Raw genomic sequence first — 24,318 nt, 5'->3', positions numbered from 1 at the left:
CGCGCCACGGCCTCAGCGGCTGCCGACCGCCTGCTTGACCAGGGTCCGCCCGAAGTCCCACATCAGGCCGCTGCCCCGGTGGGCCTCGTCCATGATGTCGGTGAAGGCGTCCACGAACCTGTCCACATCGCGCTCGGTGATGATCAGCGGTGGGATCAGCTTGATCACTTCCAGGTGGTCCCCGGACACCTGGGTCAGGATGCGGTGCCGTTGCAGCAGCGGCACCACGACCATCTGGGCGAACAGGCCCTTGCGCGCCGCCTGGAGCGCGGCCCAACCGGTGCGCAGCTTGAGCGACTTGGGCCGGCCGAACTCGATCCCGATCATCAGCCCGCGGCCGCGCACCTCGGCGAGCAGCTCGTACTTCTCGACCAGGGCGGACAGCCGCTCGCGGAACTGGTCGCCCACCTTGCGGGCGTTCTCCACCACCTGCTCGTCCCGGAGCACCTCCAGGGTCGCCAGGGCGGCCGCCATGGCCTGGGCGTTGGACCCGAAGCTGGCCGAGTGCACCAGCACCCGGTCCATCGAGGAGTACACCTTCTCGAAGATCCAGCCCTTGCCGAGCGTCGCACCGATCGGCACGTACCCGCCGGACAGCGCCTTGGCGGCGCAGACCAGGTCCGGCAGCACGCCCTCCTCGTGCTGGTAGGCGAAGAACTCGCCGGTGCGGCCGATGCCGGTCTGCACCTCGTCGCAGATCAGCAGCGCCTTGTGCTCGTGCAGCAGCGCCTGCGCGGCGCGCAGCCAGCCGGACGGCGCGGCGTGGACGCCCTTGCCCTGGATCGGTTCGACGATCAGCCCCGCGACGTCGCTGCGCTTCAACTCCTTGGCCAGCGCGCCGAGATCGCCGAGCGGGATGGCGGTGTCCGGAAGCAGCGGGTCGAAGCCCTTGCGGAACCCGCTCTCCCCGTTGACCGAGAGCGAGCCGGTGGTCAGCCCGTGGAAGGCGTGCTCGGCGTAGAGGATCCGCCGGCGGCCGGTGGCGTACCGGGCGAACTTGAGCGCCGTCTCCACCGCCTCGGTGCCGCTGTTGCCGAAGAACACCCGGTCCAGTCCGGGCGCGTGGGCCAGCAGCCGTTCGGCCAGCAGTCCGGGCAGCGGCGAGCAGTCGAAGCGGAGCAGGTCCGGCAGGTCGAGGTCCATCACCTGCCGGACCGCCGAGCGCACCACCGGGTGGTGGCGGCCGAGCGCGAAGATGCCGAAGCCGGCCAGCATGTCGAGGTACTCGTTGCCCTCGGCGTCGTAGAAGTACTGGCCCTGGGCGCGCTCGTAGTACTTGTCGAAGCCGAGGGTGTGGAGCATCCGCGGCAGCTGCGGGTTGAGGTGGCGGCTTTGCAACGCGTAGCGCTCGCCGCCCCGTTCGGCGATCAGCGCGGCGAGGTCGAAGGCGGGGCGGTCTGGGTCAGCCGGCATGGCGCGGGTTCGCTCCTCTGGTCGGTAGCAGGTTCTTGGCGAAGACGGCGGTCTGGGCGGCGACCCCGGTGCCGGTCAGTCCGGCCTCCTCCAGGATCTCCCCGCGCGAGGCGTGGCCGAGGAACTCCTGGGGCAGGCCGAGCACCCGTACCGGTACGTCCACGTCGGCGTCGCGCAGCGCCTGGGCGACGGCCGAACCGACGCCGCCGGTACGGCCGTTGTCCTCGACGGTGACCACCAGCCGGTGGGCGGCGGCCAGTTCGGGGAGCACCGGGTCGACCGGCTTGACCCAGCGCGGGTCGACCACGGTCGCGGTGAAGCCCTCGGCGAGCAGCAGCCGGGCCGCGTCCAGGCAGGCGGAGGCGGTGGCGCCGACCGCGACCAGCAGGATCTCCGGCACCTGCCCGGTGCGCAGCAGGACGTCCACCCCGCCGATCCGCTCGACGGCCGGCACCGCGGGCCCGACGTTCCCCTTCGGGAAGCGCACGACGGTCGGGGCGTCCTCGACCTCGACAGCCTCGCGCAGCTGGGCACGCAGCTGCTCGGCGTCGCGCGGCGCGGCCAGCCGCAGGCCGGGGACGAGCTGGAGGATCGACATGTCCCACATGCCGTTGTGCGAGGCGCCGTCCGGCCCGGTCACCCCGGAGCGGTCGAGCACGAAGGTGACGCCGAGCCTGTGCAGGGCGACGTCCATCAGCACCTGGTCGAAGGCCCGGTTGAGGAAGGTCGCGTACACCGCGACCACCGGGTGCAGCCCGCCGGTGGCCAGCCCGGCGGCGCTGGTGACGGCGTGCTGCTCGGCGATCCCGACGTCGAAGGTGCGCGCCGGGTGGGCGGCGGCGAACGGGGCCAGGCCCACCGGCTGGAGCATGGCCGCGGTGATCGCCACCAGGTCCGGCCGCTCGGCGCCGAGGGTGAGCATCTCGTCCCCGAACACCGAAGTCCAGGAGACCCCGCCGCTGGGCGAGATCGGCAGGCAGGTGTACGGGTCGATCGGGTTGACGGCATGGAAGCGGTCCGCCTCGTCCAGCTCGGCCGGCCGGTAGCCGCGCCCCTTGACGGTCAGGCAGTGCACGATGACCGGCCCGCCGAAGTTGCGCGCCTGGCGCAGCGCCTGTTCGACCTGGCCCAGGTCGTGGCCGTCGATCGGTCCGAGGTACTTGAGGCCGAGGTCCTCGAACATGCCCTGCGGGGCGAAGGCGTCCTTGAACCCCTTCTTGGCGCCGTGCAGCGCGTCGAAGAGCGGCTGGCCGACCAGCGGGGTGCGTTGGAGGGCCTCCTTGCCGAGGGCGAGGAAGCGCTCGTAGCCCTGGGTGGTGCGCAGGGTGGCGAGGTGGTTGGCGAGGCCGCCGATGGTCCTGGCGTAGGAGCGCTCGTTGTCGTTGACGACGATGACCAGCGGCCGGTCGCGCGCCTCGGCGATGTTGTTGAGCGCCTCCCAGGCGAGCCCGCCGGTGAGCGCGCCGTCGCCGATCACCGCGACGGTGTGCCGGTCGTACTGGCCGAGCAGTCGGGCCGCCTTGGCCAGGCCGTCGGCGTAGGAGAGCGCGGTGGAGGCGTGGGAGTTCTCGACCAGGTCGTGTTCGGACTCGGCCCGCGAGGGGTACCCGGACAGCCCGCCGCGCATCCGCAGCCGGGTGAAGTCCTGGCGGCCGGTGAGCAGTTTGTGGACGTAGCTCTGGTGGCCGGTGTCGAAGACGATCCGGTCGTACGGCGAGTCGAAGACCCGGTGCAGCGCGATGGTCAGCTCCACCACGCCGAGGTTGGGCCCGAGGTGGCCGCCGGTGCGGGTGACCGCGTCGATCAGGAAGTCGCGGATCTCGTCGGCGAGCAGCGGGAGTTCGACCGCCGGGAGCTTGCGCAGCTCGGCCGGGGACGTGACGCGGGAGAGCAGTGACATGGGTACACCTCACGACTCGGAGCGGTGCGGTGGTGCCTGTGCCCGGCCCGGGAGCGAGTCCCGGGCCGGGATGTCGGCCTGCGCCGACCTGGAGCCGGATCCCGCCTCAGCGAGCCTTGTTGCCGTTGACGGTCTCGGTGATGGCGCGCAGCGACTGCTGGAGCGAGCCCATGGTCGCGAGGACGGCGGTCGGCTCGTAGCCGCAGTGGGCCATGCAGTTGGCGCAGCGCGGGTCCTTGCCGCGCCCGTACTTGCTCCAGTCGGTCTTCTCGATCAGTTCGCGGTACGTCGGCACGTAGCCGTCGGCCATCAGGTAGCAGGGCCGCTGCCAGCCGAACAGCGAGTAGTTGGGGATGCCCCACGGGGTGCACTCGAAGTCGGCCTTGCCCTCCAGGAAGTCGAGGAAGAGCGGGCTGTGGTTGAGCCGCCAGCGCTTGCGATTGCCGCCGGAGAAGGCCTTGCGGAAGAGCTCCCGGGTCTGCTCGACGCCGAGGAAGTGCTCCTGGTCGGGGGCCTTCTCGTAGGCGTAGGCGGGCGAGATCATCATCTCGTCCACCTTGAGCTCGTCGTTGAGGAAGTCCAGCACCTCGACGACGGTCTGCGGGGTGTCGGTGTTGAAGAAGGTGCTGTTGGTGGTGACCCGGAAGCCGCGCCGCTTGGCCTCCTTGATCGCGGCCACCGCCTCGTCGAAGGTGCCCTCCTTGGCCACCGACTCGTCGTGCCGCTCGCGCATGCCGTCGATGTGCACCGCGAAGGTGAAGTACGGCGAGGGCTTGAACTTGTCCATCTTCTTGCGCATCAGCAGCGCGTTGGTGCAGAGGAACACGTACTTGCGGCGCTCCACCAGCTGCCGGACGATCTCGTCGATCTGCGGGTGCATCAGCGGCTCGCCGCCGGCGATCGAGACCATCGGGGCACCCGACTCCAGGATCGCGCCGACCGCCTGGGCGACGGGCATCCGCTGCTTCAGTACGCCCGCCGGGTGCTGGATCTTGCCGCAGCCCTCGCAGGCGAGGTTGCAGGCGAAGAGCGGCTCCAACTCCACGATCAGCGGGAACTTGTCCCGGCGCTTGAGCAGCTTCTGCTGCATGAGGTAGGTGCCGACCCGCACGGTCTGGCGCAACGGCATGGCCATGGCTTAGCTCGCCTCCTGGGGGAGCGTCGAGGATGTGGGGTGGTTCAGGTCTGCGGAGCCGGGCGCGCGCTCCTGCCGGTACCAGTCGACCAGGGCGGGTACCGTCGCCCGTAGGGTCCGCCAGGCGCGCACCCCGGCCGGGAGGGTGCCGAACCGCAGCAGCTCGTGCTCGGGGGTGTCCACCACCACCCGCAGGACGGCCGCCTGCAGGACGGGCCGCACCTCGCGCAGCGCGGCCAGCACGGCGGCGGCCTCCATGTCGACGGCGAGCGCGCCCTGGAGGTGCAGCGCCCGCCGCTCGATGCCGCGCACCACGTGGTCGGCGGTGTGGTGCACTCCGGTGTGCACGGTCAGGCCGCGCTCCTTCAGCGCCGCGGTGAGCGCCGCACCGGAGTCGAGCGGGTACAGGTGGCCCTCGGCGTCGCGCACCCCGTCGGCGGCGACCACGTCGCCGGGCAGCACGCCCGGGCCGAGCGCGGCGCCGAAGCCGGCCACCACCACGGCGCCGTAGCCGGCCGGGGCGGAGCCGAGCAGCCGGCGCACGGCCAGCCCGGCCCGCCGCCGGCCGACCCCGGTGCGGACCAGCACCGGGGATCCGCCGGCGGCGTCGCGCCAGTCGCCGCCGCGCAGGGCCCAGACTTCGGGGCCCAGGGCGCAGAGCACCAGCAGGGGGGCGGTGGTCACCGCGCCGCCCCGATCCCCGGAGCGCCCTCGGTCCGGCTGGTGCCGGGGGCGCCGTGGAGGTAGCGGCCGAGCGCGGTGACCGGGAAGACCAGCCGGTACAGGTGGTAGTTGATGGAGAAGTCCCACGGGAACCCGGTGCCGGTGAACTGCGGCTCGTCCCAGGTGCCCTCGGGCAGCTGGGTGCGCACCAGCCACTCCACGCCGCGCTCCACCGCCGGGTTGGCCCGGCCCTGTGGCCCCTCGCCGGCGGAGAGCAGCGCCATCAGCGCCCACGCGGTCTGCGAGGCGGTGGAGTCGCCGCGCCCGGCCCAGCGCGCCGGGTCGTCGTAGGAGCGCATGTCCTCGCCCCAGCCGCCGTCGGCGTTCTGCCGGTCCTCCAGCCAGCGCACCGCCCGGCGGATCGCCGGGTGCTCGTCCGGGACGCCGGCCGCCACCAGGGCGGGCAGCACCGAGCCGGTGCCGTAGATGTAGTTGGTGCCCCAGCGGCCGAACCAGGAGCCGTCGACCTCCTGGTTGCGCAGCAGCCACTCGATGCCGCGCCTGGTCCTGGGGTCGCGGGAGCGGCCGGTCTCGGCGAGCATTTCCACCACGTGCGCGGTGACGTCGGCGGAGGGCGGGTCGACCACCTCGCCGAAGTCGCAGAACGGCAGCTTGTTGGGCAGCGTGCTGGTGTTGTCCACGTCGAAGGCGCCCCAGGCGCCGTTCTTGGACTGCATGCCGAGGTTCCACCGCACGCCCCGGTCGACCGCCTCGTCGACCCTGGCCGGATCGGGGTGGGTGACCCGGCGCAGCGCGAGCACCACCTCGGCGGTGTCGTCGATGTCGGGGTAGGTGTCGTTCTCGAACTCGAAGGCCCAGCCGCCGGGGGCGAGCCCGGGCCGCTGGACGGACCAGTCGCCGGCCTTGCGGATCTCCTCGCCGAGCATCCAGTCGACCGCGGAGACCAGCGCCGGGTGGTCGGCCGGCACCCCGGCGTCGGCCAGCGCGATGGTGGCCAGGCAGGTGTCCCAGACCGGGGACTGACAGGCCTCCAGCCAGCGCTTGCCGTCCTCGGTGTGCACGGTGAAGCGGTCGAAGGAGGCGAGCCCGGCCTTCATCACCGGGTGCTCCAGCTCGTAGCCCTCCAGGTGCAGGGCGATCAGCGAGTAGACGGCGGGGGGCTGGATGCCGCCCCAGCAGCCGTCGGCCTCCTGCCGTTCGACGATCCAGCGGCAGGCCTGGGAGACGGCGAGCCGGCGCAGCGGGCGGAAGGCCCGGCGGTGGTAGGCGTGCAGCGCCTTGTCGAGGCGTTCGAAGAGGCCGTCCCAGGAGGCGGCGCGGGCCGGCGGCCGGCGGGGGTACGGGTCGTCCGGGTCGGTGTGCAGCTCGGTGAGCGCGAAGGGGGCCGGCCGGACCGGGCGGTGGGCCGAGACGACCGTCAGCGGGACGATGGTCTGGCGGGCCCAGCAGCCGAAGGCGTAGATGTTCAGCGGCAGCCACTTGGGCAGGAAGATGATCTCGGGCGGCATCTCGGGCAGCCGCTCCCAGGGCCACCAGCCGAACAGCGCGAGCCAGATCCGGGTGAACACCCGGGCGGCCGCGATGCCCCCGGCGGAGCGGACGTAGCGCGCGGCGGCCAGCATGTGCGGGGCGCCGGGGTCGTCGCCGGCGAGTTTGAGCGCGACGTACGCCTCGACGGTGGTGGACAGTTCGGGCGGCCCGCCGTGGAAGGTGGACCAGGTGCCGTCCTCCCGCTGCTTGGAGCGGATCCACTCGGCGGTGCCGCGGGTCTGCTCCTCGGTGAGGATTCCCAGGAACTGGCGGAGCAGTAAGTCCTCGGCGTCCATGGTGACGTTGGTCTCCAGGTCGCCCTTCCACCAGCCCTCGGAGGATTGCAGGGAGAGCAGGTGGGTGGTGGCGCGGGCCAGGGCCTCCCGCGCGTCGGCCGGCCGCAGGTCCGCCTCACCGGCCGGCCGGAGCTGGTCGGTGTCCTCGGGCTGCCGCCGCCCCGAGCCCAGCAGGGTCGGGGGGCGGTCGCCCACCGCGACCGGCTCGGAATCGTACTCAGGGTCGAGCCGGCCGTCCGCGGTTGCTGTCAACGTAACGTCACCTCTCTCGTACCACCACGAATTCGGCGAGTGCGACGAAGTGCTCGCGCACCTCGTCGGTCATGGGCACCTCGTCCAGGGCGGCGAGGGCAGTCGTGTGCTGGCGGCGGGCTTCCTCCTGGGTCCAGGCCCGGCCGCCGGCCTCCTCGATCAGCGCGGCGCGGGCGGCGAGCTCGGGCTCGCTCTCCTCCCCGCGCCCCTTCGGGTCGGCCAGTTCCTCGGCGAGCCGGCGCGAGGCCGCTCCGCCCTCGGCCAGTGCGGCGGCCACCGGCAGGGACTTCTTGCGCTGGCGCAGGTCCCCCCAGTGCGGCTTGCCGGTGACCTCGGTGGCGCCCCAGATGCCGAGCAGGTCGTCCACCGCCTGGAAGGCCAGGCCCAGGTGGTGGCCGTAGCGCTGGAGCGCGTCGGAGACCTTGTCGTCGGCGCCGGCCAGGACGGCGCCGATCGCCGAGGCGGCGGCCAGCAGTGCCGCCGTCTTGCCGCCCTCCATCTCCAGGCACTCCGAGACGGTGACGCTGTCGCGCTGCTCGAAGGCGACGTCCATGGCCTGGCCGTCGATCAGCCGGCGGGTCGCCGTGGTGAGCAGCCGGACGGCGCGCGCGGCGTCGGTGGCGCTGGTGCCGCCGGTCACCGCCGCGTCGAGCAGCACCTCCGTGCCGAGCGTCGCCAGGGCGTCGCCGACCAGGATCGCCTGGGCCGGCCCGAAGACCGTCCAGGCGGTGGCCCGGTGCCGTCGGGTCTCGTCACCGTCCATCAGATCATCATGGAGGAGGGAGAAGTTGTGCACCAGTTCAACCGCGACGCCGCCGGGCACCCCCACCTCCTCCTCCGCGCCGGCCGCCCGGGCGGACAGCAGCGCCAGCGCCGGGCGCACGGCCTTGCCGCCGTCGCCCGTCACCGGGGTGCCGTCCCGGTCGATCCAGCCGAAGTGGTAGGCGGCGACGGTGTCCATGGGTGCGGCCAGCCGGGCGACGGCGGCCCGTAGCGGCGGGGTGCAGAGCTTACGGCTGCGAGCGAGCAGCTCCGGCACCGAGACCGGTTCGGCGTGCGCCGTGCCTCCGACGGCGAAGCCGGTGCGTGACTCCACGTGCGTTCCCTCTCCCTCATGGTGCCGGACCGCGCGGGGCGGCCGGGTGCTGTCGGTGCGGCTGGTGCCGGATCGAGTGCCGGTGCCGATGGTTCCGGTACGGCCGGTCGGGCCGTTCCCGGTGGTTGCGCCGGTGCGCTCGACGGTACGCCCGTCGGCTCTGGAGGGCTCTCCGGCGGCGGGGCCCGCCGTCACCTGGGCCACCTCCCGTCACCGTGGTCCACCGGCACCCGGGTGCCGGCCGCGGCGAGCGCCGCGTCGGCCGCGGCGTGGCCGCTGCGCACGGCACCCTCCATGGTCGCGGGCCAGCCGGTGGCCGTCCACGAGCCGGCCAGCAGCAGGCCGGGGACCGCGGTGCGGGCCGAGGGGCGCAGCGCCCCGTTGCCCGGGGCCGGGTCGAAGGTCGCGGTGCGTTCCCGGGTGACGAAGAAGTCCAGTACCCCGGCCCCGGCCGCGGCCGGCAGCAGCCGGCCCAGCTCGGGCAGGTAGCGGCTGCGCAGCTCGGCGACCGGCAGGTCGATCTCGTCCTGCGCGGCGGACTGCGACAGCGCCAGGTACTGGGCACCCGGGTGGGCCTGGCCCAGTGGAGTGGCGGCCAGGCCGGAGTGGTCGGTGCGGTCGAAGACCCACTGGACCGGGGAGCCGAGCGCGGCGAAGAACGGCCGGCGCAGCACCTTGCGGTCGTAGATCACGTGCACGTTGAGGATCGGCGCGGTGCCGAAGCCGGCCAGCCGCTCCTGTCCGGGGACGGCGTTCGGCGGCAGCAGCGCGGCCGCGCTGTCCTGGGCGCCGGCCAGCACGACGGTGTCGGCGGTGAGCAGCTGACCGCTCTCCAGCCGGACGGCGTGCTGCGGCGCGGCCGGCTTCAGCTCGGCCACCTTGGCCCGCAGCAGCACCGTGACACCGGCCCGCTCCAGTTCGGCGAGCGCCCGGTCGTGGTGGATCGTGCCGAGCGGGACGGCGGCGACACCGATGTCCGAGGCGCCCGGGTCGGAGAGCAGGCCGGTCTTGAAGACCATCCCGGCGAGGGCCATCGATACCTGGTCGGCCCGGGCGTTCAGGGTGGCGACGCCGACCAGGTCCCACAGGGCGGCCTGGGTGGCGGCGTTCTGCCCGTTGCGGCGCAGCCACTCGCCGAAGGAGAGCTCGTCCAGCCCCGGGTCGGCGAGGTCCAGGGACCGCAGGGCGAGGGCGCCGCGGACCACCCGGGCGCGGTCGGCCGGGCCCAGGTGCGGGTAGCGGGCCAGGCTGCCGGCCAGGTGCAGCGGGACGGGCAGGCCGGCCCGGCGCAGCCGTCCGAGGGTGCGCACCGGCGCGGCCTCGGGCCCGGTCACGGAGAGTACCGGGATGTCGAGGCGGTCCTGGAGGTGGGCCAGCCGGGTGGCGCCGAGGCGCTCCAGCAGGCCGCGGTAGGCGGTGCAGCAGCGCAGGTAGACATGCTGGCCGTTGTCAACGGTCAGCTCGCCGCGCTGGAAGGAGAAGGCCAGGCCGCCGAGCCGGGGCCGGCCCTCGGCGAGGGTGACCCGGTGGCCCGCCTCGGCGAGGCGCAGCGCGGCGGTGATCCCGGCCAGCCCGCCGCCGACCACGACGGCGGCCGGGCGCGCGGCGTCGGCTCGCCCGGTCATCGGTCCTCCCCTTCGCAGTCGGCGGACCGCCCGCAGGCGGTCGCGGTGGCCGGTACTCGTTCGGTCAACACGAACCTGCCCGCATGTGATTTCCCGCTGACACAGCGTGACAGAACGGTCGAGAGAATCAAGAACGCCCCCCGGCGAGCCCGGAAAGCGCGACGTACGCCTTCTCCCAGCCCGGCAGCGAGACCCGGCCGCGCAGCACGGACTCCGGATCGGTGGCGATCCGGCCGAGCAGCCGGTGGTAGATCCCGGCCATCGCGGCGGTGCAGGCGCGGCTGCGGCGGTCGAGCATCGGCAGCAGCCTCAGGCCCTCCTCGAAGGCGGCCTGGGCGCGGGCGGCCTCGAAGGCCACCAGGCCGGTGAAGTCCGCGCCGAGCGGCGGCTTGGGCAGCGCGAAGCCCTGCTCGCAGCCGAACCGGACCAGGTCCTCGGTGGGCAGGTAGGTGCGGCCGTTCAGGGCGTCCTCGCGCAGGTCGCGCAGGATGTTGGTGAGCTGGAGCGCCAGGCCCAGGGTGTCCGCGTACTGCGCCCCGCGCTCGGGGTCGTCGCAGCCGTAGACGCCCAGCGAGAGCCTGCCGATCGCGCCGGCGACGCAGCGGCAGTAGACCTTCAGTTCCTCGTACGTCTGGTACTCGACGCCCTTGAGGTCCATCTCGACGCCGTCGATCAGCTCGTCGAAGCCGCCGAGCGGGATCGGGAAGCGCCGGGCCGCGTCGGCCAGGGCGACCTTGATCGGGTCGGTGTCGTCCTCGGCGACCACCCCGGAGCGGACCTCGTCCACCAGTTCCCGGGTGCGCAGCAGCGCCTCGGCCTTGCGGTCGTCCGGGAGGTCGCCGTCGCCGATGTCGTCCACCCTGCGGGCCAGCGCGTACAGGGCCGACATGGCCAGTCGTTTGGGCTCGGGCAGCAGCCGGATGCCGTAGCTGAAGTTGCGCGCCTGAAGCCCGGTGACTGCCTCGCAGTACCGGTACGCCGCCATGACCTGGGCCGACGCCAGTGGTGATGCCGCCACTCGGGCGTTCACCTTCCCTTCGCGAAGATGGCCGCCGCCTTCGCTGCGAGGCGGCGCTTGTCCGGCTTCGCCTGCCGGGCGAGTACGTCGTACCCGGCGTCCTCGATGGCCGCCAGGGCCGCGTAGCCGCCTGCGGTGAATCCCGCGAGGAGCAGTCGAAGCCTCCCCCGAACCGTACCTACCAATGGTGCGCCGCGGTCGAGCAGGGTGCGGGCACGCTCGACCTCGAAGGCGATCAGCTCGCGTACCGCGCCGCCGGCCCGGGGTGCGGCGAGGTCGTCCTCGGTGACGCCGAAGCGGGCCAGGTCCTCGGCGGGCAGGTAGATCCGGCCGTGGGCCAGGTCCTCGGTCACGTCCTGGAGGTGTTCGACCACCTGGAGGCCGCTGCAGACGGCGTCGGAGAGTTCGATGCGCTCGGGGGTGGAGACACCGGCGATGGCCAGCACCAGGCGGCCGACCGGGTCGGCGGAGAGCGTGCAGTAGCCGATCAGGTCGTCGTAGGTGGCGTAGCGGGCGGTGGTCTGGTCCACCCGGTTGGCTTCGATCAGACGGCGGAAGGGCTCGGGGGTCAGGCCGTGGCGGTCGACCAGCGGGACGAGCGCGCTCATCAGCGGGTGGCGGGGGCGGTCGGTGTGGGCCGTGGAGCCGCCGGCGGTGCGCAGCGCGGTCTCGAACACCCGGTCGAGGTCCTGCTCCAGGGCGTCGAGCAGGGCGAGCCGGAAGGCGGTCTCCTGCGGACTCGGCGGGCCGGACTGGTCCGAAGGGGTGGCGGGGGGCGTCTGCGGGACCCCGAGCAGGCGGGCGGTGGCGGCCGGGTCGGCCAGGTCGCCGTCGCCGGCGTCGTCGACCAGGCGGGCGAAGCCGTACACCGCCATCAGGTCGTCCCGCCAGGCCGCGGGAAGGAAGAACGGGGCGACGGGGAAGTTCTCCGCGCCCGCCTTCTCCAGGGTCTGTCCTGCGGAACCGTTCACCGGTGTATCTCTGGGCTGGGCCGAAGCCGACACTGCTGTCACTCCCCCGTTCTACACCGCTTGGCAGGACCGGCCCGACTCGGACACGCGTCCGAGCGCGGGCGTCACGCACGGCACACCGCCCCCGCTGCCCCCAGGCTTTCACGCCCGGGCGCCGGGGAGAAGAGGGCCCCGCCAGGGGCTGTGCGCGCTCCGTGCCCGGGCGGCGACGCGAGGGGCCGGACCTGGAGGATCCGGGTCCGGCCCTGATGGCGCGAAGGCCAGGTTTACGGGCGCTCGCCGCGCTCGTAGCGGCGGACGACCTCCTCGGTGGGGCCGTCCATGATCAGCTCGCCGGCCTCGATCCAGATCGTCCGCTCGCAGACCTCACGGATCGAGTTGTTGTCGTGGCTGACCAGGAAGACCGTACCGGCGGACTTGCGCAGCTCCTCGATCCGCCGCTTGCTGCGCTGCTGGAAGGCCTGGTCGCCGGTGGCGAGGGCCTCGTCGATCAGCAGCACGTCGTGGGTCTTGGCGGCCGCGATCGAGAAGCGCAGCCGGGCGCCCATGCCGGAGGAGTAGGTGCGCATCGGCAGGGAGATGAAGTCGCCCTTGTCGTTGATGCCGGAGAAGTCGACGATCTCCTGGTAGCGCGCCCGCACCTGGGCCGGGGTCATGCCCATCGCCAGGCAGCCGAGGATGACATTGCGCTCACCGGTGAGCTCGTTCATCAGGGCGGCGTTGACGCCCAGCAGCGAGGGCTGGCCGTTGGTGTAGATACCGCCCTTCTCGGTCGGCAGCAGGCCCGCGATGGCGGCCAGCATGGTCGACTTGCCGGAGCCGTTGGAGCCGATCAGGCCGACCGCCTCACCCTTGTACGCGGTGAAGCTGATGCCCTTGACGGCGTGCACCTCGCGCACACCGGCCGAGCGCTTGCGGCTGATGATGCGGCTCAGCGCCGAGGTGGCGCTGCCCTTGCCGGAGCCGGCGCCGTGCACCCGGTAGACGATGTGCACGTCGTCGACGACGACGGTGGGCTCGCGGGCGACGTCGGGGGCCCGGAGGATGTCGTTCTTGCTCAGATCGGTGTCAGCCACGGCCGTACTCCTCCTCGGCCTTCCAGAAGAAGACGTATCCGACGACGAACATGCCGACGCCCCAGGCGAGGCCGTACGCCCACTGGTGCGGCGGGAGGCTCTGGTGCACCGGCTGGTGCGGGTTGTAGATGACCGGCGCGAAGGCGTGCCGGAGCAGGTCCATGTAGATCGTCGCCGGGTTGAGCGACATCAGCGTCTGGATGTAGTGCGGCCAGTGCGAGACCTTGTCCTGGATGCTGAACATCACACCGGACAGGAACATCCAGGCGCGCATCACGAACGGGATCAGCTGGGAGATGTCACTGGTCTTGGCACCGATCCGGGCCAGCACCAGGGAGACGCCGGTGTTGAAGAGCGTCTGGAGCAGCAGCGCCGGGATGATCAGCAGCCAGGTGCGGCCCGGGGTGATGCCCGAGGCGAGCACGGTGACGACGAGGACGACCATCGAGATCAGCAGCTGCTGGAGCTGGATCACGGTGAAGGCGATCGGGAGGCTCGCCCGGGGGAAGTGCAGCGCCCGGATCAGCCCGAGGTTGTCGGAGATCGCCCGGGTGCCGGACTGCACCGCGTTCTGGGTGAACTGGAAGACGAAGACGCCGATGCACAGCCACGCGATGTAGGTGTGCGCCGGGAAGCCCTCCTTGCTCGACAGGATCACGCCGAAGACCAGGTAGAACACGGCGCAGTTGAGCAGCGGGGTCACGACCTGCCAGAGCTGGCCGAGCTTGGCGTCGGTGTACTGGGCCACCAGGCGGGCGGTGGCGAAGGCCCAGATGAAGTGGCGCCGGGCCCAGAGCTGCTTGGTGTAGGCGATCAGGCCGGGACGGGCACCGCTCACCGCCAGACCGTACTTGTCCGCAAGCTGCTTGGGGGTCAGGCCCGCGTCCGCCCCCCGGGGGGCTGAGAGGCTGACGGGTTCACTCACTGTCGACACATTCGTCCTTCACGCGGGATCGGTCGGGGCGGCCGGTCGGCGGGGTCCGCCGGTCGTGCGCCGATGGGGATCCACTGGGATCTCGGGGGAGCCGGCCGGTGTGTGGGCACCGGCCGAGGCGATCGATCATTTGATCAGATGCGATCAGATGATCGGTGGTCGGCCCAGCCTGGTCAGTCGCCAGACGGTACGCCACCGCATGGGCCGCCGCGGACCACAGGGTTCGCGCCAGCCCGCCCGGAATCCGCCCCACCAGGCCTTCAGCGCCTCCGGGGAGGGGCGGCGGGCCAGGGTCAGCAGGAACCAGGTTCCCAGGTAGAGAGGCACCAACAGGGCCGGAAGGTTCCGCCTCGCGAGCCAGACCCGATTGCGGGCCACGTTGTGGAAGTAGCTGGCGTGGCGGGCGGGCGAGGTCGTGGGGTGGTGCAGCACCACGTCCGCCCGGTAGTCGATGGCCCAGCCGGCGTCCAGCGCGCGCCACGCGAGGTCGGTCTCCTCGTGGGCGTAGAAGAACTCGGCGGGCAGCTGCCCGGCCTGCTCGAACACCTTGCAGCGCACCGCGCTCGCGCCGCCCAGGAAGGTGGTCACCCGGGACGAGCGCATCGGGTCGCTGGCGCGCAGCCGGGGGACGTGCCGGCGCTGGGTGACCCCGGTGTCCGGGTCCGCGATCCGGAAGGAGACGATGCCCAGCTCCGGGTCGGCGGTGAAGGCCTCGCGCAGCAGTCGGGCCGAGTCGGTGCGCGGCAGGTTCCCGTCGTCGTCCAGGAAGAGGACGGCGTCGACCTCGGCGCCGTCCGGGCCGAACAGCTCGATGCCGACGTTGCGACCGCCCGGGATGCCGAGGTTCTCCGGCAGCTCGACGGTGCGCACGCCCTGCGGCAGCGGGGGCAGCTTCACGCCCTGGCCGACCACGGCCAGCTCGACCGTCGGACCCTCCTGGGCGCGGACGGCCTCGATCAGGGCGTTGAGCTCGGCGGGCCGGTTGCCCATGGTGATGATCACGGCGCCGAGGCGGAAGTTCTCCGCGGTGCTCACCGTACTCATCGCAGCCTGCTGGAGAGGACGATGCTCAGCAGGTGCAGCACAGTCTGGAGCATGGCGATCGCCGCCAGCACGACCACCGCGAGCCGGGTGAACAGCAGCCCGCCGTGCACGGCGTCGGCGACGCCCGCGGCCAGGATGAACAGCGAAGCCTCGACCGCGCCGACCAGGCGGTGGAACTTCAGGAGGGAGGCCGCCCGGCGGGCCTTGGCGACGGAGGCCGAACGCGGCACCGAGGCGCTGTCCTCGACGGCCGTCAGGCCGCTGCGGGCCCGGGCCACGTCCACCAGGTCGGTCTCGGACTTGATCAGGATCGCGCCGAGCGCGGCCAGGGTGCCCAGGAAGGCCCACTCCCAGTGCGAGCCGCCGCCCTCGCGGTGCAGCAGGTCGCTGGCGCGCAGGCCGAGGCCGGTCAGCAGGGCCGCCTCGGACATGTAGTGGCCGACCCGGTCCAGGTAGACGCCGGTGAGCGAGGTCTGCCGGCGCCAGCGGGCCACCTCGCCGTCCACGCAGTCCAGCAGCAGGTAGACCTGGATCAGCACGGCGCCCAGGACGGCACCCGCGATGCCCGGCACGACCAGCGCGGCACCGGCCAGGATGCCGGTGAACATCATCAGGTACGTCAGGCCGTTGGGCGTGATCGCCGTCATGGTGGAGAGCACGCGGGTGATCCGCAGCGAGATCTTCCGCATGTACAGGCGTCCGGCCCAGTGCTCGGCGCTGCGGCGCTGGAGCATGCCCTCCGGGTGGATCACCGCCCGCAGTTCCTCGATCGACGGCCGGCGGGTCAGGTCCACCGGTGGACGCCCGGCGCCTGCGGTGGCGGGGTCAGCTGTTGACGGCTTGGACATAGTCGGCGTACGCGTCCCTGATTGCGGAAGGGGAGAGGTCGAGGTGTTCGAGGATGGTGAAGCGCCCCGGTCGGGTGTTCGGAGCGTAGTGCACCGCTTCGGTGAACTCCGCCTCGGTGAAACCGATCTGAGCCGCGGTCACCGGCAGTCCGTGGCTCGCCAGGCGCTCCACGATCAGACCGGTCAGCTCGCGCTCGCCCCGCAGGAAGCTGGCGAAGGCGGCGCCGAGGCCGACCTGTTCGCCGTGCTGGGCGGACCGCTTGGGATACAGCACGTCCAGGGCATGCGAGATCTCGTGGCAGGCGCCCGACGAGGGCCGGGTGCTGCCCGCGATGTTCATCGCGATGCCGGACAGTACCAGGGCCTCGGCCAGCGCCGTCAGGAGGTCCTGGTCCTGGGTGCTCCCCGGGTGCCGCAGCAGGTTCTCGCCCGCCGAGCGGGCCATCGCCACGGCCAGTCCGTCCACCGGCTCGCCGGTCACCGCGTGCGACAACTCCCAGTCCGCGCACGCGGAGATGTTGGAGACGACGTCGCCCACACCGGCCGCCACGAAGCGCTGCGGGGCCTGCCGGATCACGTCCAGGTCGACCACGATGCCGATCGGGCTGGGCACCCCGTAGGAGCCGCGGCCGGCGTCGTTGTCCAGGGTGGAGACCGGCGAGCAGATGCCGTCGTGGGCCAGGTTGGTGGCCACCGCGACCAGCGGCAGGCCGACCCGGGCCGCGGCGTACTTGGCGGCGTCGATGATCTTGCCGCCGCCGAGGCCGACGATCGCGTCGTAGTGCCCGCCGCGCATCGACTCGGCCAGCCGCACCGCGCTGTCCAGGCTGCCGTCGTCCACGTTGTACCAGTCGGCTCCGGGCAGGGCCGGCTCCAGGCGGCGGCGCATGGCCGCGCCGGAGCCGTTGCTGATCGCCACCGCGATCCGGCCCGAGGCCGACAGCCGCTGGTCCGCGAGGATGCCGCCGAGCGCCTCCAGGGCGCCCGGGCGGATCTCGACGAACAGCGGCGACGGGACCAGTCGGGTCAGTACCGGCACGCGATCTCCCGCGCCTTCGCCAGGTCGTCGTGGTTGTCGACCTCGACCCAGGAGACCTCGCCGATCGGCTGCACGTCGATCCGCAGCCCGCGGTTCACCATCTCCTGGTAGCCGTCCTCGTAGTACAGCTGCGGGTCGCGCTCGTAGGTGGCGCGCAGCGCGTCGGTCAGGTCGGCGGCGGCGGACGGGTTGATCACGGTGACGCCGATGTACTCGCCGCTGGCCTCGGAGGGCTCCATCAGCTTGGTGATCCGGCGCATTCCCGCGGCCGGGTCGACGACGACCTTCATCTCCTCGTCGGCGAGCTTCTTCACCGTGTCGAGGGCGAGCAGGATGCCGGGGGCCCGGCCGCTCTCGGCGAGACGCTCGTTGCCCTCCAGCATGGTGCGCTGGACGGAGGACGGGTGGACGGTGTCGCCGTTGGCGAGCAGCAGGCCCTCGGCGAAGAGGTCGCGGGCGCACCAGAGCGAGTAGGCGTTGTTCCACTCCTCGGCCTTGTCGTTCTCGACCAGGTGAAGCTTGACGCCGTACTTGCTCTCCAGGGCGTCCTTGCGGTCGTACACCGCCTCCTTGCGGTAGCCGACGACGATCGCGGCCTCGCGCAGTCCGACCTCGGCGAAGTTGCCGAGGGTGAGGTCCAGGACGGTCCGTTCCCCGTCGACCGGCACCAGCGCCTTGGGCAGGGTGTCGGTGTACGGGCGCAGCCGGCGGCCGGCGCCGGCTGCCAGAACGAGGCCGATCATGCGGGTCTCCTGATCCTTCGTGCTGTGCGCGCGGGCCGTGCCGAGGGCGGCGGCGCCACCGGTTCGCCCGGACCGGTGTTCGACCGGGCCCGCCGGCGGCGCGCCGGTGCCGGCACAGATCCGGGCACCGTGTCGTATGTGATGGTAGGCGACCACGGCGACCGGCCCGAACGCGCCCGGAGGCCCGGGGGCCGCCGCCCGGCGGGCGCGGGTTCCGCCGCGGTCCGCCTGGCGGGAGCGTCTGGGCGGTCGAACGGGCTCCGAACGCCCGCCGAACGGTTCTGCGAATTTCGTGACCCTTACGGAGGCTTCCCGAACCCTTCTTTGCGCGGTTTCCGACACCTCCGGGTCATGATCCGCCCGGTTGTGCGTGGGACCTCTGCCGAGTGCCACCCATACGGCAGACTGGAGCCCGACGCCGGCGCAGGTGCCCCCGCTGTGTCCGCCGCACTCCGCCCGGTGCGCCGGAGACACCCGATGCTCCGTTGCTCCCGCTCCCGAAAGAGGCCTCATGCCCCAGAGTCTGCCGACCGACCCGACGCACTTCGCCGCCGAGATCGACACCGGTCTCGACGTGGAGACCGATGTGACGGTCGCCCCCCGGGCCACGGGGTCCGCGCCCGCCGGGGCCGAGATCCTGCTGGAACTGGTCGACGACGAGGGCGTCACGATCGGCACTGCCGAGAAGCTCTGGGCCCACCAGCAGCCGGGCCGGCTGCACCGGGCCTTCTCGGTCTTCCTGTTCGACCGCCAGGGCCGACTGCTGCTCCAGCGGCGGGCGCTCGGCAAGTACCACTCCCCCGGTGTCTGGTCGAACACCTGCTGCGGCCACCCGTACCCGGACGAGCCGCCGTTCGTCGCGGCCGCCCGGCGCACCGCCGAGGAGCTGGGTGTCGCACCGGCGCTGCTGTGCGAGGCGGGCACCGTTCGCTACGACCTGCCGGACGAGGCCTCCGGGCTGATCGAGCGGGAATGGAACCACCTGTTCGTGGGACTGGTCACCGCGCCGGTCGAGCCGGACCCGGAGGAGGTGGACGACTTCGCCTTCGTGACCGCGCAGGAACTGCGGGAGCTGCGGGCGGAGCGGCCGTTCTCGGTCTGGTTCGAGACGGTCTTCGAGGCCGCGCTGCCGGGCATCCGGGAGATCGCGGGGCGGGACTGGTAGTCCCGGTCCGGGCGGGCCGTTGCCTGCTCCGGCCGCGCGGCGCGGGGGTCGGACGGTCAGGGGTCGGACGGTCAGGGGGCGGGCTCCGGGGGGACGGGCAGCGAGGCCCAGATCACCTTGCCGCTCTCCCCCCTGCGTTCGACGTCACACACCCCGCCGGCCTGGAGGGTGACGCTCTTCACCAGCAGCAGGCCGCGCCCGCCGGTGCGCCCGGTGTCGTTCGCCAACGCCTTCGGGTGGTACGGATCACCGTCCTCGACCGACACCCGCACCGAGGCCTGGCCCACCGACAGCTCGGTGACCACCTCCGGCGACAGCTCGGCGGCGTGTGTCACCGCGTTGCCCACCAGCTCCGAGACGATCAGCAGCAGGTCGTCCACCAGCTCCTGGTAGCGCACCCCCGCCAGGCCCTGCGCCAGCAGGCGATCGCGCACCGCGTGCCGGGTCAGCGGCACCGAGGCCTCGGTGGCGGGCACCGGGAAGCGCCACACGCCCTCGACCGGGCCTCCGGCGGCCGGGGCGTCGCCCGGCCCCGTCCCGAGCCCCGTACCCGGCCCTGTTCCCGGCCCTGTTCCCCGCCCGCCGCGTCCCGGCTCGGCCTTCGCCGCTGCGCTGATCTGCTCCACGTCCAGCCGCCCTTCGTCCGCGACCCGGGAATCAGGCGATCCGCTTCATGGCGCCCTCGGTCCCCAGAGGCTAGGAGAGCCGTCGCGACGGCCGCCGCACCGTCGACAAGTTGCCCGTGTCGGACCGCTTCCGGTCGGAACCGATCGCGGGCGGCGCGGGAGTCGACCGGTTCCTTCGCGGACACCACCGGTTCGGACGGGATTCGAGCGCCTTCGCCAGCCGTACCAACCTGTGCGGGCCGGGCGCCACGGGGCTCCGGGGCCCGCAGGAGCCGGACCGGGGCGTCCGGCGCACGGGCCCCGAGGAAGCGCAGGTGAGAAGCACTCCAGAACCCTGGTAATGTTCTCTCTGTCGCCGAGGGGGCGAGAAAAACCCCCGAAGCACACACCCGGTCCGGGTGGCGGAATGGCAGACGCGCTAGCTTGAGGTGCTAGTGCCCTTTATCGGGCGTGGGGGTTCAAGTCCCCCCTCGGACACAGAGAATTCCCCGTGGGAGCCGAAAGGAACCCACGGGGAATTTCCGTTTGGCGGGCCATCCCTATTTTCGGCCCGCAGCCGATCGCCATCCCTGATCGACAAATCACTGATCGCGATTCCTGATCACCGCCCTTGCCGGGCGGTGTGGCGTCGGTCTCCCCGCCGGTCCCACCGGCCCGGAAACCGGACACGAGATGGCAACAATCAGGCGGTTTGAGCTTCTTCTGAGGTATTCGCCCGTTTTCGGAACATAGGCTGCTCTCCGTTTGTCCGAAATAGCGAGTCATAATCGCAAAAACACCGACACCATCCGCTGAACCACGAGCGAGAGGACCGATACGTTGAGTGAGCCCGAATCGTCGACGGCATCACACCAGAACTACCGCCGATCGCTTGGCACCATCAGCCTGACCGCGGTCGGGCTGGGTTCGATCATCGGATCCGGCTGGTTGTTCGGTGCCGAGCGAGCCGCCAAGCTCGCCGGACCCGCCTCGATCCTCGCCTGGGTGATCGGTGCCGCGGTGGCACTGACCATCGCGCTCACCTACAGCGAGCTGGGCTCGATGTTCCCCAAGGCCGGCGGCATGGTCCGGTACGGCCAGTACTCGCACGGCTCGCTGGCCGGCTACCTGGCCGCCTGGGCCAACTGGATCGCCATCGTCTCGGTCATCCCGGGTGAGGCCACCGCCTCCGTGCAGTACATGAGCTCCTGGAGCTTCGGCTGGGCGCAGGGGTTGTACAACGGCAAGGAGCTGACCCTCAGCGGTGTGGCCCTCGCCAGCGTGCTGCTGCTGGTCTACTTCGCGCTGAACTGGTTCGCGATCACGCTGTTCGCCAAGACCAACACCGCGATCACCGTCTTCAAGGTCGTCGTGCCGACGCTGACCGCCGGTGCGCTGCTCTTCGCGCACTTCGACTCGTCGCACTTCACCGACCACGGCGGCTTCGCGCCGAACGGCTGGAGCTCGGTGTTCACCGCCGTCGCGGTCTCCGGCATCGTCTGGGCCTTCAACGGCTTCCAGTCCCCGCTCAACATGGCCGGTGAGGCCCGCAACCCCGGCAAGTCGCTGCCGAAGGCCGTCATCGGCTCGATCCTGATCGCCCTGGTGATCTACGTCGCGCTCCAGATCGCCTTCCTCGGCGCCATCCCGGGCGGCGACCTGGCGAACGGCTGGAGCAACCTCTCCTACACCTCGCCGCTGGCCGACCTGGCCATCGCCTGGGGCCTCAACTGGCTGGCGATCACGCTGTACGCGGACGCCTTCATCTCGCCGTCCGGCACCGGCATGATCTACGCCGCCACCACCTCGCGCATGATCCACGGCGTGCAGGAGAACGGCCACCTGCCCAAGATCTTCGGCCGGGTCGACGCCAAGACCGGCATCCCGCGCCCGGCGCTGGTGCTCAACCTGGTGGTCGCCTTCCTGTTCCTGGCGGTCTTCCGCGGCTGGGGCTCGCTGGCCGAGATCGTCTCGGTGGCCACCGTGATCTCGTACATCACCGGCCCGGTCGCCGTGATGGCGCTGCGCCGCCTGGCCCCCGACCTGCCGCGGCCGGTCCGACTGCGCGCCATGCCGGTGATCGCCCCGGTCGCGATGATCTTCGGCTCGCTGGTGCTCTACTGGGCCCGCTGGCCGCTCACCGGCAAGGTGATCCTGCTGATGGCCGCCGGTCTGCCGATCTGGGCCTGGTACGAGCTGCGCAAGCCGTTCGTCGAGCTGAAGCCGCACCTGAAGGCGGGCGCCTGGATGGTCGCGTACCTGTTCGTGATGGCCGGCGTCTCCTGGGCCGGCAGCGGCGACTTCGGCGGACACGGGTACCTGCCGGAGGGCTGGGACCTGCTGATCGTCGCCGCGATCGGGCTCGCGTTCTACCGCTGGGGCGTCGCCAGTGCCTGGGCCAACCCCTCGCTGGCCGCGGTCCGCAAGGAGATCGAGGACGCCGAGGGCGCGGCGTCGGCCGACGCCGCGGAGGCCTCGCGGGTCTGAGACCCATCACACGGTGAAGGGCCGGTCGGATTCTTCCGACCGGCCCTTCGGCGTTCGTGGGGACCGGGTGGGATGCACCACCTCGTGGGGTGGGCCACCTCGTGGGGTGGGCCACCTCGTGGGGTGCACCACATCGTGGGGTGGGCCGCGTTCCCGGTGTGTGTCCATTCTGCCGTGGCGGCGCGTCCGGGTCACCCCCCTCGGGGATGATCTTCGTCGCGGATCGCGCGCCTAGCGTGGTGGCGGGCGGTCCTCGACGGGAGGGCCCGGTCGCGAGGAGCGGATCGGCATGACGCGGGAGCGGGAGCAGGTTCCGGAGTCGGCTGCGGAGCAGGCGCGGGAGCTGATCGGGATGATGGCCGAGGACGGTGCGGGCACGCGGCTGGCGAACAGCCCCGACCTGGCCGAGCAGGCGGCCTGGCGGCGGCTCACCGCCCGGCACGGGGACCGGCTCGCGGAGATCATGGCGGAGCACGGCTGGCCGACCGAACGTCTCGTCGGCCCCGAGGCCGCCCGCGCGGCCTGGCTGGTCGCGCAGCACGCGGACCGGCAGCTCGACGTCCAGCGGCGGGCGGCGGCGCTGATGGCCGAGGCCGTCGCCCGGGGTGAGGCGAGCGCCCGTGACCTGGCCTTCCTCCAGGACCGGCTGGCGGTCAACGAGGGCCGGGAACAGCGCTACGGGACGCAGATCGGCGCGGTGACGGACGGCCGCCCGGTGCCGTGGCCGTGCCAGGACCCGGAGCGGCTGGACGAGCGACGCGCGGAGGTCGGCATCGAGCCGTTCGACGAGTACACCGCGCGGTTCGCCCCGAAGTAACCGCCAGGTCCGTCGGCCCGGATTGACTCTTGCGCGCGGCTGCCCGCGCCGCATTGACTGGTCTCCGACTGGCGCTGCTGGTCAGGGCGGCTGGTCGAGTGGGCTGAGTGGATCAGCGGACGAGAGGACGATCGGTGCGGCAGGACGCGCAGTACTCGGAGCACAGCGATCAGTACATCGACGGCGAGTGGCGGCCCTCCGGGGACACCGGGTCGATCACCGTGCTGAACCCGGCGACCGAGCAGGTGCTCGCCACGGAACCGGCCGGCGGTGCGACCGATGTCGACGCGGCGGTGGCGGCGGCCCGGCGGGCGGCCCGCGCCTGGGGTGCGACCACCCGCGAGGAGCGGCTGGCACTGCTCACCCGGCTGCGGGACGGGATCGCCGCCGCGCAGAACGAGATCACCGCCACGGTCGTCGCCGAGCTGGGCGCGCCGGTCGGCTTCGCCGGGGCCGTACACGCCGGGCTGCCGCTCGCCGTGACGGCCTCCTATCTGGCCCTGCTCGCCGACCACCCCTTCGAGGAGCGGATCGGCAACTCGGTGGTGCACGCCGAGCCCGCCGGGGTGGTCGCGGCGATCACGCCATGGAACTACCCCCTGCACCAGATCGTCGCCAAGGCCGTCCCGGCGCTGGCGGCCGGCTGCCCGGTCGTCCTCAAGCCGGCCGAGGACACCCCGCTGGTGGCCCGGCTGTTCGCCCGGCTGGTGCATGAGGCCGGGTTCCCGGCGGGCACCTTCAACCTGGTGACCGGCACCGGCGCGGTGGCGGGCGCGGCACTCGTCGGACACCGGGAAGTGGACACGGTCTCCTTCACCGGCTCCACCGCCGTCGGCCGCCAGGTCGCCGAGCTGGCCGGCCGGGGACTGAAGCGGGTCTCCCTGGAGCTGGGCGGCAAGTCGGCCAATGTGGTGCTGCCCGGCGCCGACCTGGCCCGCGCGGTCAAGGTGAACGTCGCCAACGTCTTCGCCAACTCGGGCCAGACCTGTAGCGCGCTGACCCGGCTGCTGGTGCACGAGGACCAGTACGAGGAGGCGGTCGCCCGGGCCGAGCAGGCCGCCGCCCAGTACCACCCCGGCGACCCGACCGATCCGCAGACCCGGATCGGCCCGCTGATCAACGCCAAGCAGCTGGCCCGGGTGCGCGGCTACATCGACGGCGCGCTGGCCGAGGGCGCCCGGCTGGTCGTCGGCGGCTCGGAGCCGGTCGACGGGCTGCCGACCGGCTACTACGTCCGTCCGACCGTACTCGCCGACGTGACCCCGGAGATGACGGTGGCCCAGGAGGAGGTCTTCGGCCCTGTCCTGGCGATCCTCCGCTACCGGGACGAGGACCACGCCGCCGAACTCGCCAACGGCACCGCGTACGGACTGGCCGGCGGCGTCTGGGCGCGCGACACCGAGACCGCCGCCGCCTTCGCCCGCCGCCTCGACACCGGCCAGGTGGACCTCAACGGCGGCCGCTTCAACCCCCTCGCCCCCTTCGGCGGCTACAAGAGCTCGGGCCTCGGCCGGGAGCTGGGGCGGCACGGGCTGGAGGAGTTCCTCCAGTACAAGTCCTTGCAGTACTAGCGGGGCTGACGGCCTTCGGCGAACAGATGACAGGTGACAGCGAACAGATGACAGATTTCAGCTTTCAGA

At 72.3% G+C, this 24,318-nt stretch carries 20 protein-coding genes and 1 tRNA gene; 5 read left to right on the top strand and 16 right to left on the bottom strand.

Features of this window, described 5'->3' with window-relative positions; all coding sequences use genetic code 11:
* Positions 1–12 precede the first annotated feature (12 nt).
* The 15 genes from QWJ13_RS16160 to QWJ13_RS16090 all read right to left on the bottom strand — a co-directional run bounded on the left by QWJ13_RS16160 (position 13) and on the right by QWJ13_RS16090 (position 17,604).
* Positions 13–1,413 carry an aspartate aminotransferase family protein gene (locus QWJ13_RS16160; RefSeq protein WP_316525136.1) on the bottom strand — a complete coding sequence of 467 codons (1,401 nt, stop codon included), beginning with the start codon at positions 1,411–1,413 and terminating at the stop codon, positions 13–15.
* The gene (gene dxs, locus QWJ13_RS16155; protein ID WP_316525133.1) at positions 1,403–3,313 is read right to left on the bottom strand and encodes a 1-deoxy-D-xylulose-5-phosphate synthase; all 1,911 of its coding nucleotides are present in this window, start codon (positions 3,311–3,313) and stop codon (positions 1,403–1,405) included. The genes QWJ13_RS16160 and dxs overlap by 11 nt, the downstream gene beginning before the upstream one ends.
* Before the next feature lie 106 nt (positions 3,314–3,419).
* Positions 3,420–4,448 (bottom strand): adenosyl-hopene transferase HpnH, encoded by a 1,029-nt coding sequence (hpnH, locus tag QWJ13_RS16150; RefSeq protein WP_316525131.1) that lies wholly within the window; start codon positions 4,446–4,448, stop codon positions 3,420–3,422.
* 3 nt (positions 4,449–4,451) lie between these two features.
* A complete protein-coding gene (locus QWJ13_RS16145; protein ID WP_316525128.1) occupies positions 4,452–5,132 on the bottom strand; it encodes a 5'-methylthioadenosine/S-adenosylhomocysteine nucleosidase family protein in 681 nt (226 codons plus the stop codon).
* Positions 5,129–7,066 carry a squalene--hopene cyclase gene (gene shc / locus QWJ13_RS16140; protein WP_316525226.1) on the bottom strand — a complete coding sequence of 646 codons (1,938 nt, stop codon included), beginning with the start codon at positions 7,064–7,066 and terminating at the stop codon, positions 5,129–5,131. Before shc ends, QWJ13_RS16145 begins: the two co-directional genes overlap by 4 nt.
* A gap of 151 nt (positions 7,067–7,217) precedes the next feature.
* The gene (locus QWJ13_RS16135; RefSeq protein WP_432277516.1) at positions 7,218–8,306 is read right to left on the bottom strand and encodes a polyprenyl synthetase family protein; all 1,089 of its coding nucleotides are present in this window, start codon (positions 8,304–8,306) and stop codon (positions 7,218–7,220) included.
* 191 nt (positions 8,307–8,497) lie between these two features.
* Positions 8,498–9,931 (bottom strand): hydroxysqualene dehydroxylase HpnE, encoded by a 1,434-nt coding sequence (gene hpnE, locus QWJ13_RS16130; RefSeq protein WP_316525126.1) that lies wholly within the window; start codon positions 9,929–9,931, stop codon positions 8,498–8,500.
* 127 nt (positions 9,932–10,058) lie between these two features.
* Entirely contained in the window at positions 10,059–10,916 is an 858-nt protein-coding gene (hpnD, locus tag QWJ13_RS16125; protein ID WP_316525224.1) for a presqualene diphosphate synthase HpnD, read from the bottom strand.
* A 41-nt stretch (positions 10,917–10,957) separates the two neighbouring features.
* Positions 10,958–11,920 carry a squalene synthase HpnC gene (gene hpnC, locus QWJ13_RS16120; protein ID WP_316525124.1) on the bottom strand — a complete coding sequence of 321 codons (963 nt, stop codon included), beginning with the start codon at positions 11,918–11,920 and terminating at the stop codon, positions 10,958–10,960.
* A gap of 266 nt (positions 11,921–12,186) precedes the next feature.
* Complete coding sequence (locus tag QWJ13_RS16115) at positions 12,187–12,996, bottom strand: ABC transporter ATP-binding protein (protein ID WP_316525122.1); 810 nt, start codon at positions 12,994–12,996, stop codon at positions 12,187–12,189.
* A complete protein-coding gene (locus QWJ13_RS16110; RefSeq protein ID WP_316525121.1) occupies positions 12,989–13,930 on the bottom strand; it encodes an ABC transporter permease in 942 nt (313 codons plus the stop codon). Before QWJ13_RS16110 ends, QWJ13_RS16115 begins: the two co-directional genes overlap by 8 nt.
* Before the next feature lie 144 nt (positions 13,931–14,074).
* The gene (locus QWJ13_RS16105; RefSeq protein ID WP_316525120.1) at positions 14,075–14,974 is read right to left on the bottom strand and encodes a glycosyltransferase family 2 protein; all 900 of its coding nucleotides are present in this window, start codon (positions 14,972–14,974) and stop codon (positions 14,075–14,077) included.
* Positions 14,971–15,708: a CDP-alcohol phosphatidyltransferase family protein gene (locus QWJ13_RS16100; protein WP_316525223.1), complete on the bottom strand. Its 738-nt coding sequence runs from the start codon at positions 15,706–15,708 to the stop codon at positions 14,971–14,973. The genes QWJ13_RS16105 and QWJ13_RS16100 overlap by 4 nt, the downstream gene beginning before the upstream one ends.
* A 91-nt stretch (positions 15,709–15,799) precedes the next feature.
* Positions 15,800–16,861, bottom strand: a complete 1,062-nt coding sequence (locus QWJ13_RS16095) for an iron-containing alcohol dehydrogenase family protein (protein WP_316525118.1) — start codon at positions 16,859–16,861, stop codon at positions 15,800–15,802.
* Positions 16,849–17,604 (bottom strand): phosphocholine cytidylyltransferase family protein, encoded by a 756-nt coding sequence (locus QWJ13_RS16090; protein WP_316525116.1) that lies wholly within the window; start codon positions 17,602–17,604, stop codon positions 16,849–16,851. The genes QWJ13_RS16095 and QWJ13_RS16090 overlap by 13 nt, the downstream gene beginning before the upstream one ends.
* Before the next feature lie 511 nt (positions 17,605–18,115).
* Between QWJ13_RS16090 and idi the strand changes: the two genes are divergently transcribed.
* A complete protein-coding gene (gene idi, locus QWJ13_RS16085; protein WP_316525114.1) occupies positions 18,116–18,769 on the top strand; it encodes an isopentenyl-diphosphate Delta-isomerase in 654 nt (217 codons plus the stop codon).
* Between the two features lie 71 nt (positions 18,770–18,840).
* On the opposite strand, the gene QWJ13_RS16080 is transcribed toward idi, so the two are convergent.
* Positions 18,841–19,260: an ATP-binding protein gene (locus tag QWJ13_RS16080; protein ID WP_316525113.1), complete on the bottom strand. Its 420-nt coding sequence runs from the start codon at positions 19,258–19,260 to the stop codon at positions 18,841–18,843.
* A 527-nt stretch (positions 19,261–19,787) separates the two neighbouring features.
* Between QWJ13_RS16080 and QWJ13_RS16075 the strand changes: the two genes are divergently transcribed.
* From QWJ13_RS16075 to QWJ13_RS16060, 4 genes are all read left to right on the top strand, one after another.
* Positions 19,788–19,872: transfer RNA gene (locus QWJ13_RS16075), tRNA-Leu, on the top strand.
* Between the two features lie 342 nt (positions 19,873–20,214).
* Positions 20,215–21,861 (top strand): APC family permease, encoded by a 1,647-nt coding sequence (locus tag QWJ13_RS16070; RefSeq protein WP_316525112.1) that lies wholly within the window; start codon positions 20,215–20,217, stop codon positions 21,859–21,861.
* Positions 21,862–22,150: 289 nt separating this feature from the next.
* A complete protein-coding gene (locus QWJ13_RS16065) occupies positions 22,151–22,678 on the top strand; it encodes a DUF6624 domain-containing protein (protein WP_432277515.1) in 528 nt (175 codons plus the stop codon).
* Between the two features lie 134 nt (positions 22,679–22,812).
* The gene (locus QWJ13_RS16060) at positions 22,813–24,249 is read left to right on the top strand and encodes an aldehyde dehydrogenase family protein (RefSeq protein ID WP_316525110.1); all 1,437 of its coding nucleotides are present in this window, start codon (positions 22,813–22,815) and stop codon (positions 24,247–24,249) included.
* Positions 24,250–24,318: the final 69 nt, after the last annotated feature.

Source organism: Kitasatospora brasiliensis (assembly GCF_032654805.1).
In the GTDB taxonomy this organism is placed as follows: Bacteria; Actinomycetota; Actinomycetes; order Streptomycetales; family Streptomycetaceae; genus Kitasatospora; species Kitasatospora brasiliensis.
Note: the sequence above shows the minus strand (reverse complement) of the source record. Positions and strands in the feature narration are given on the sequence as shown.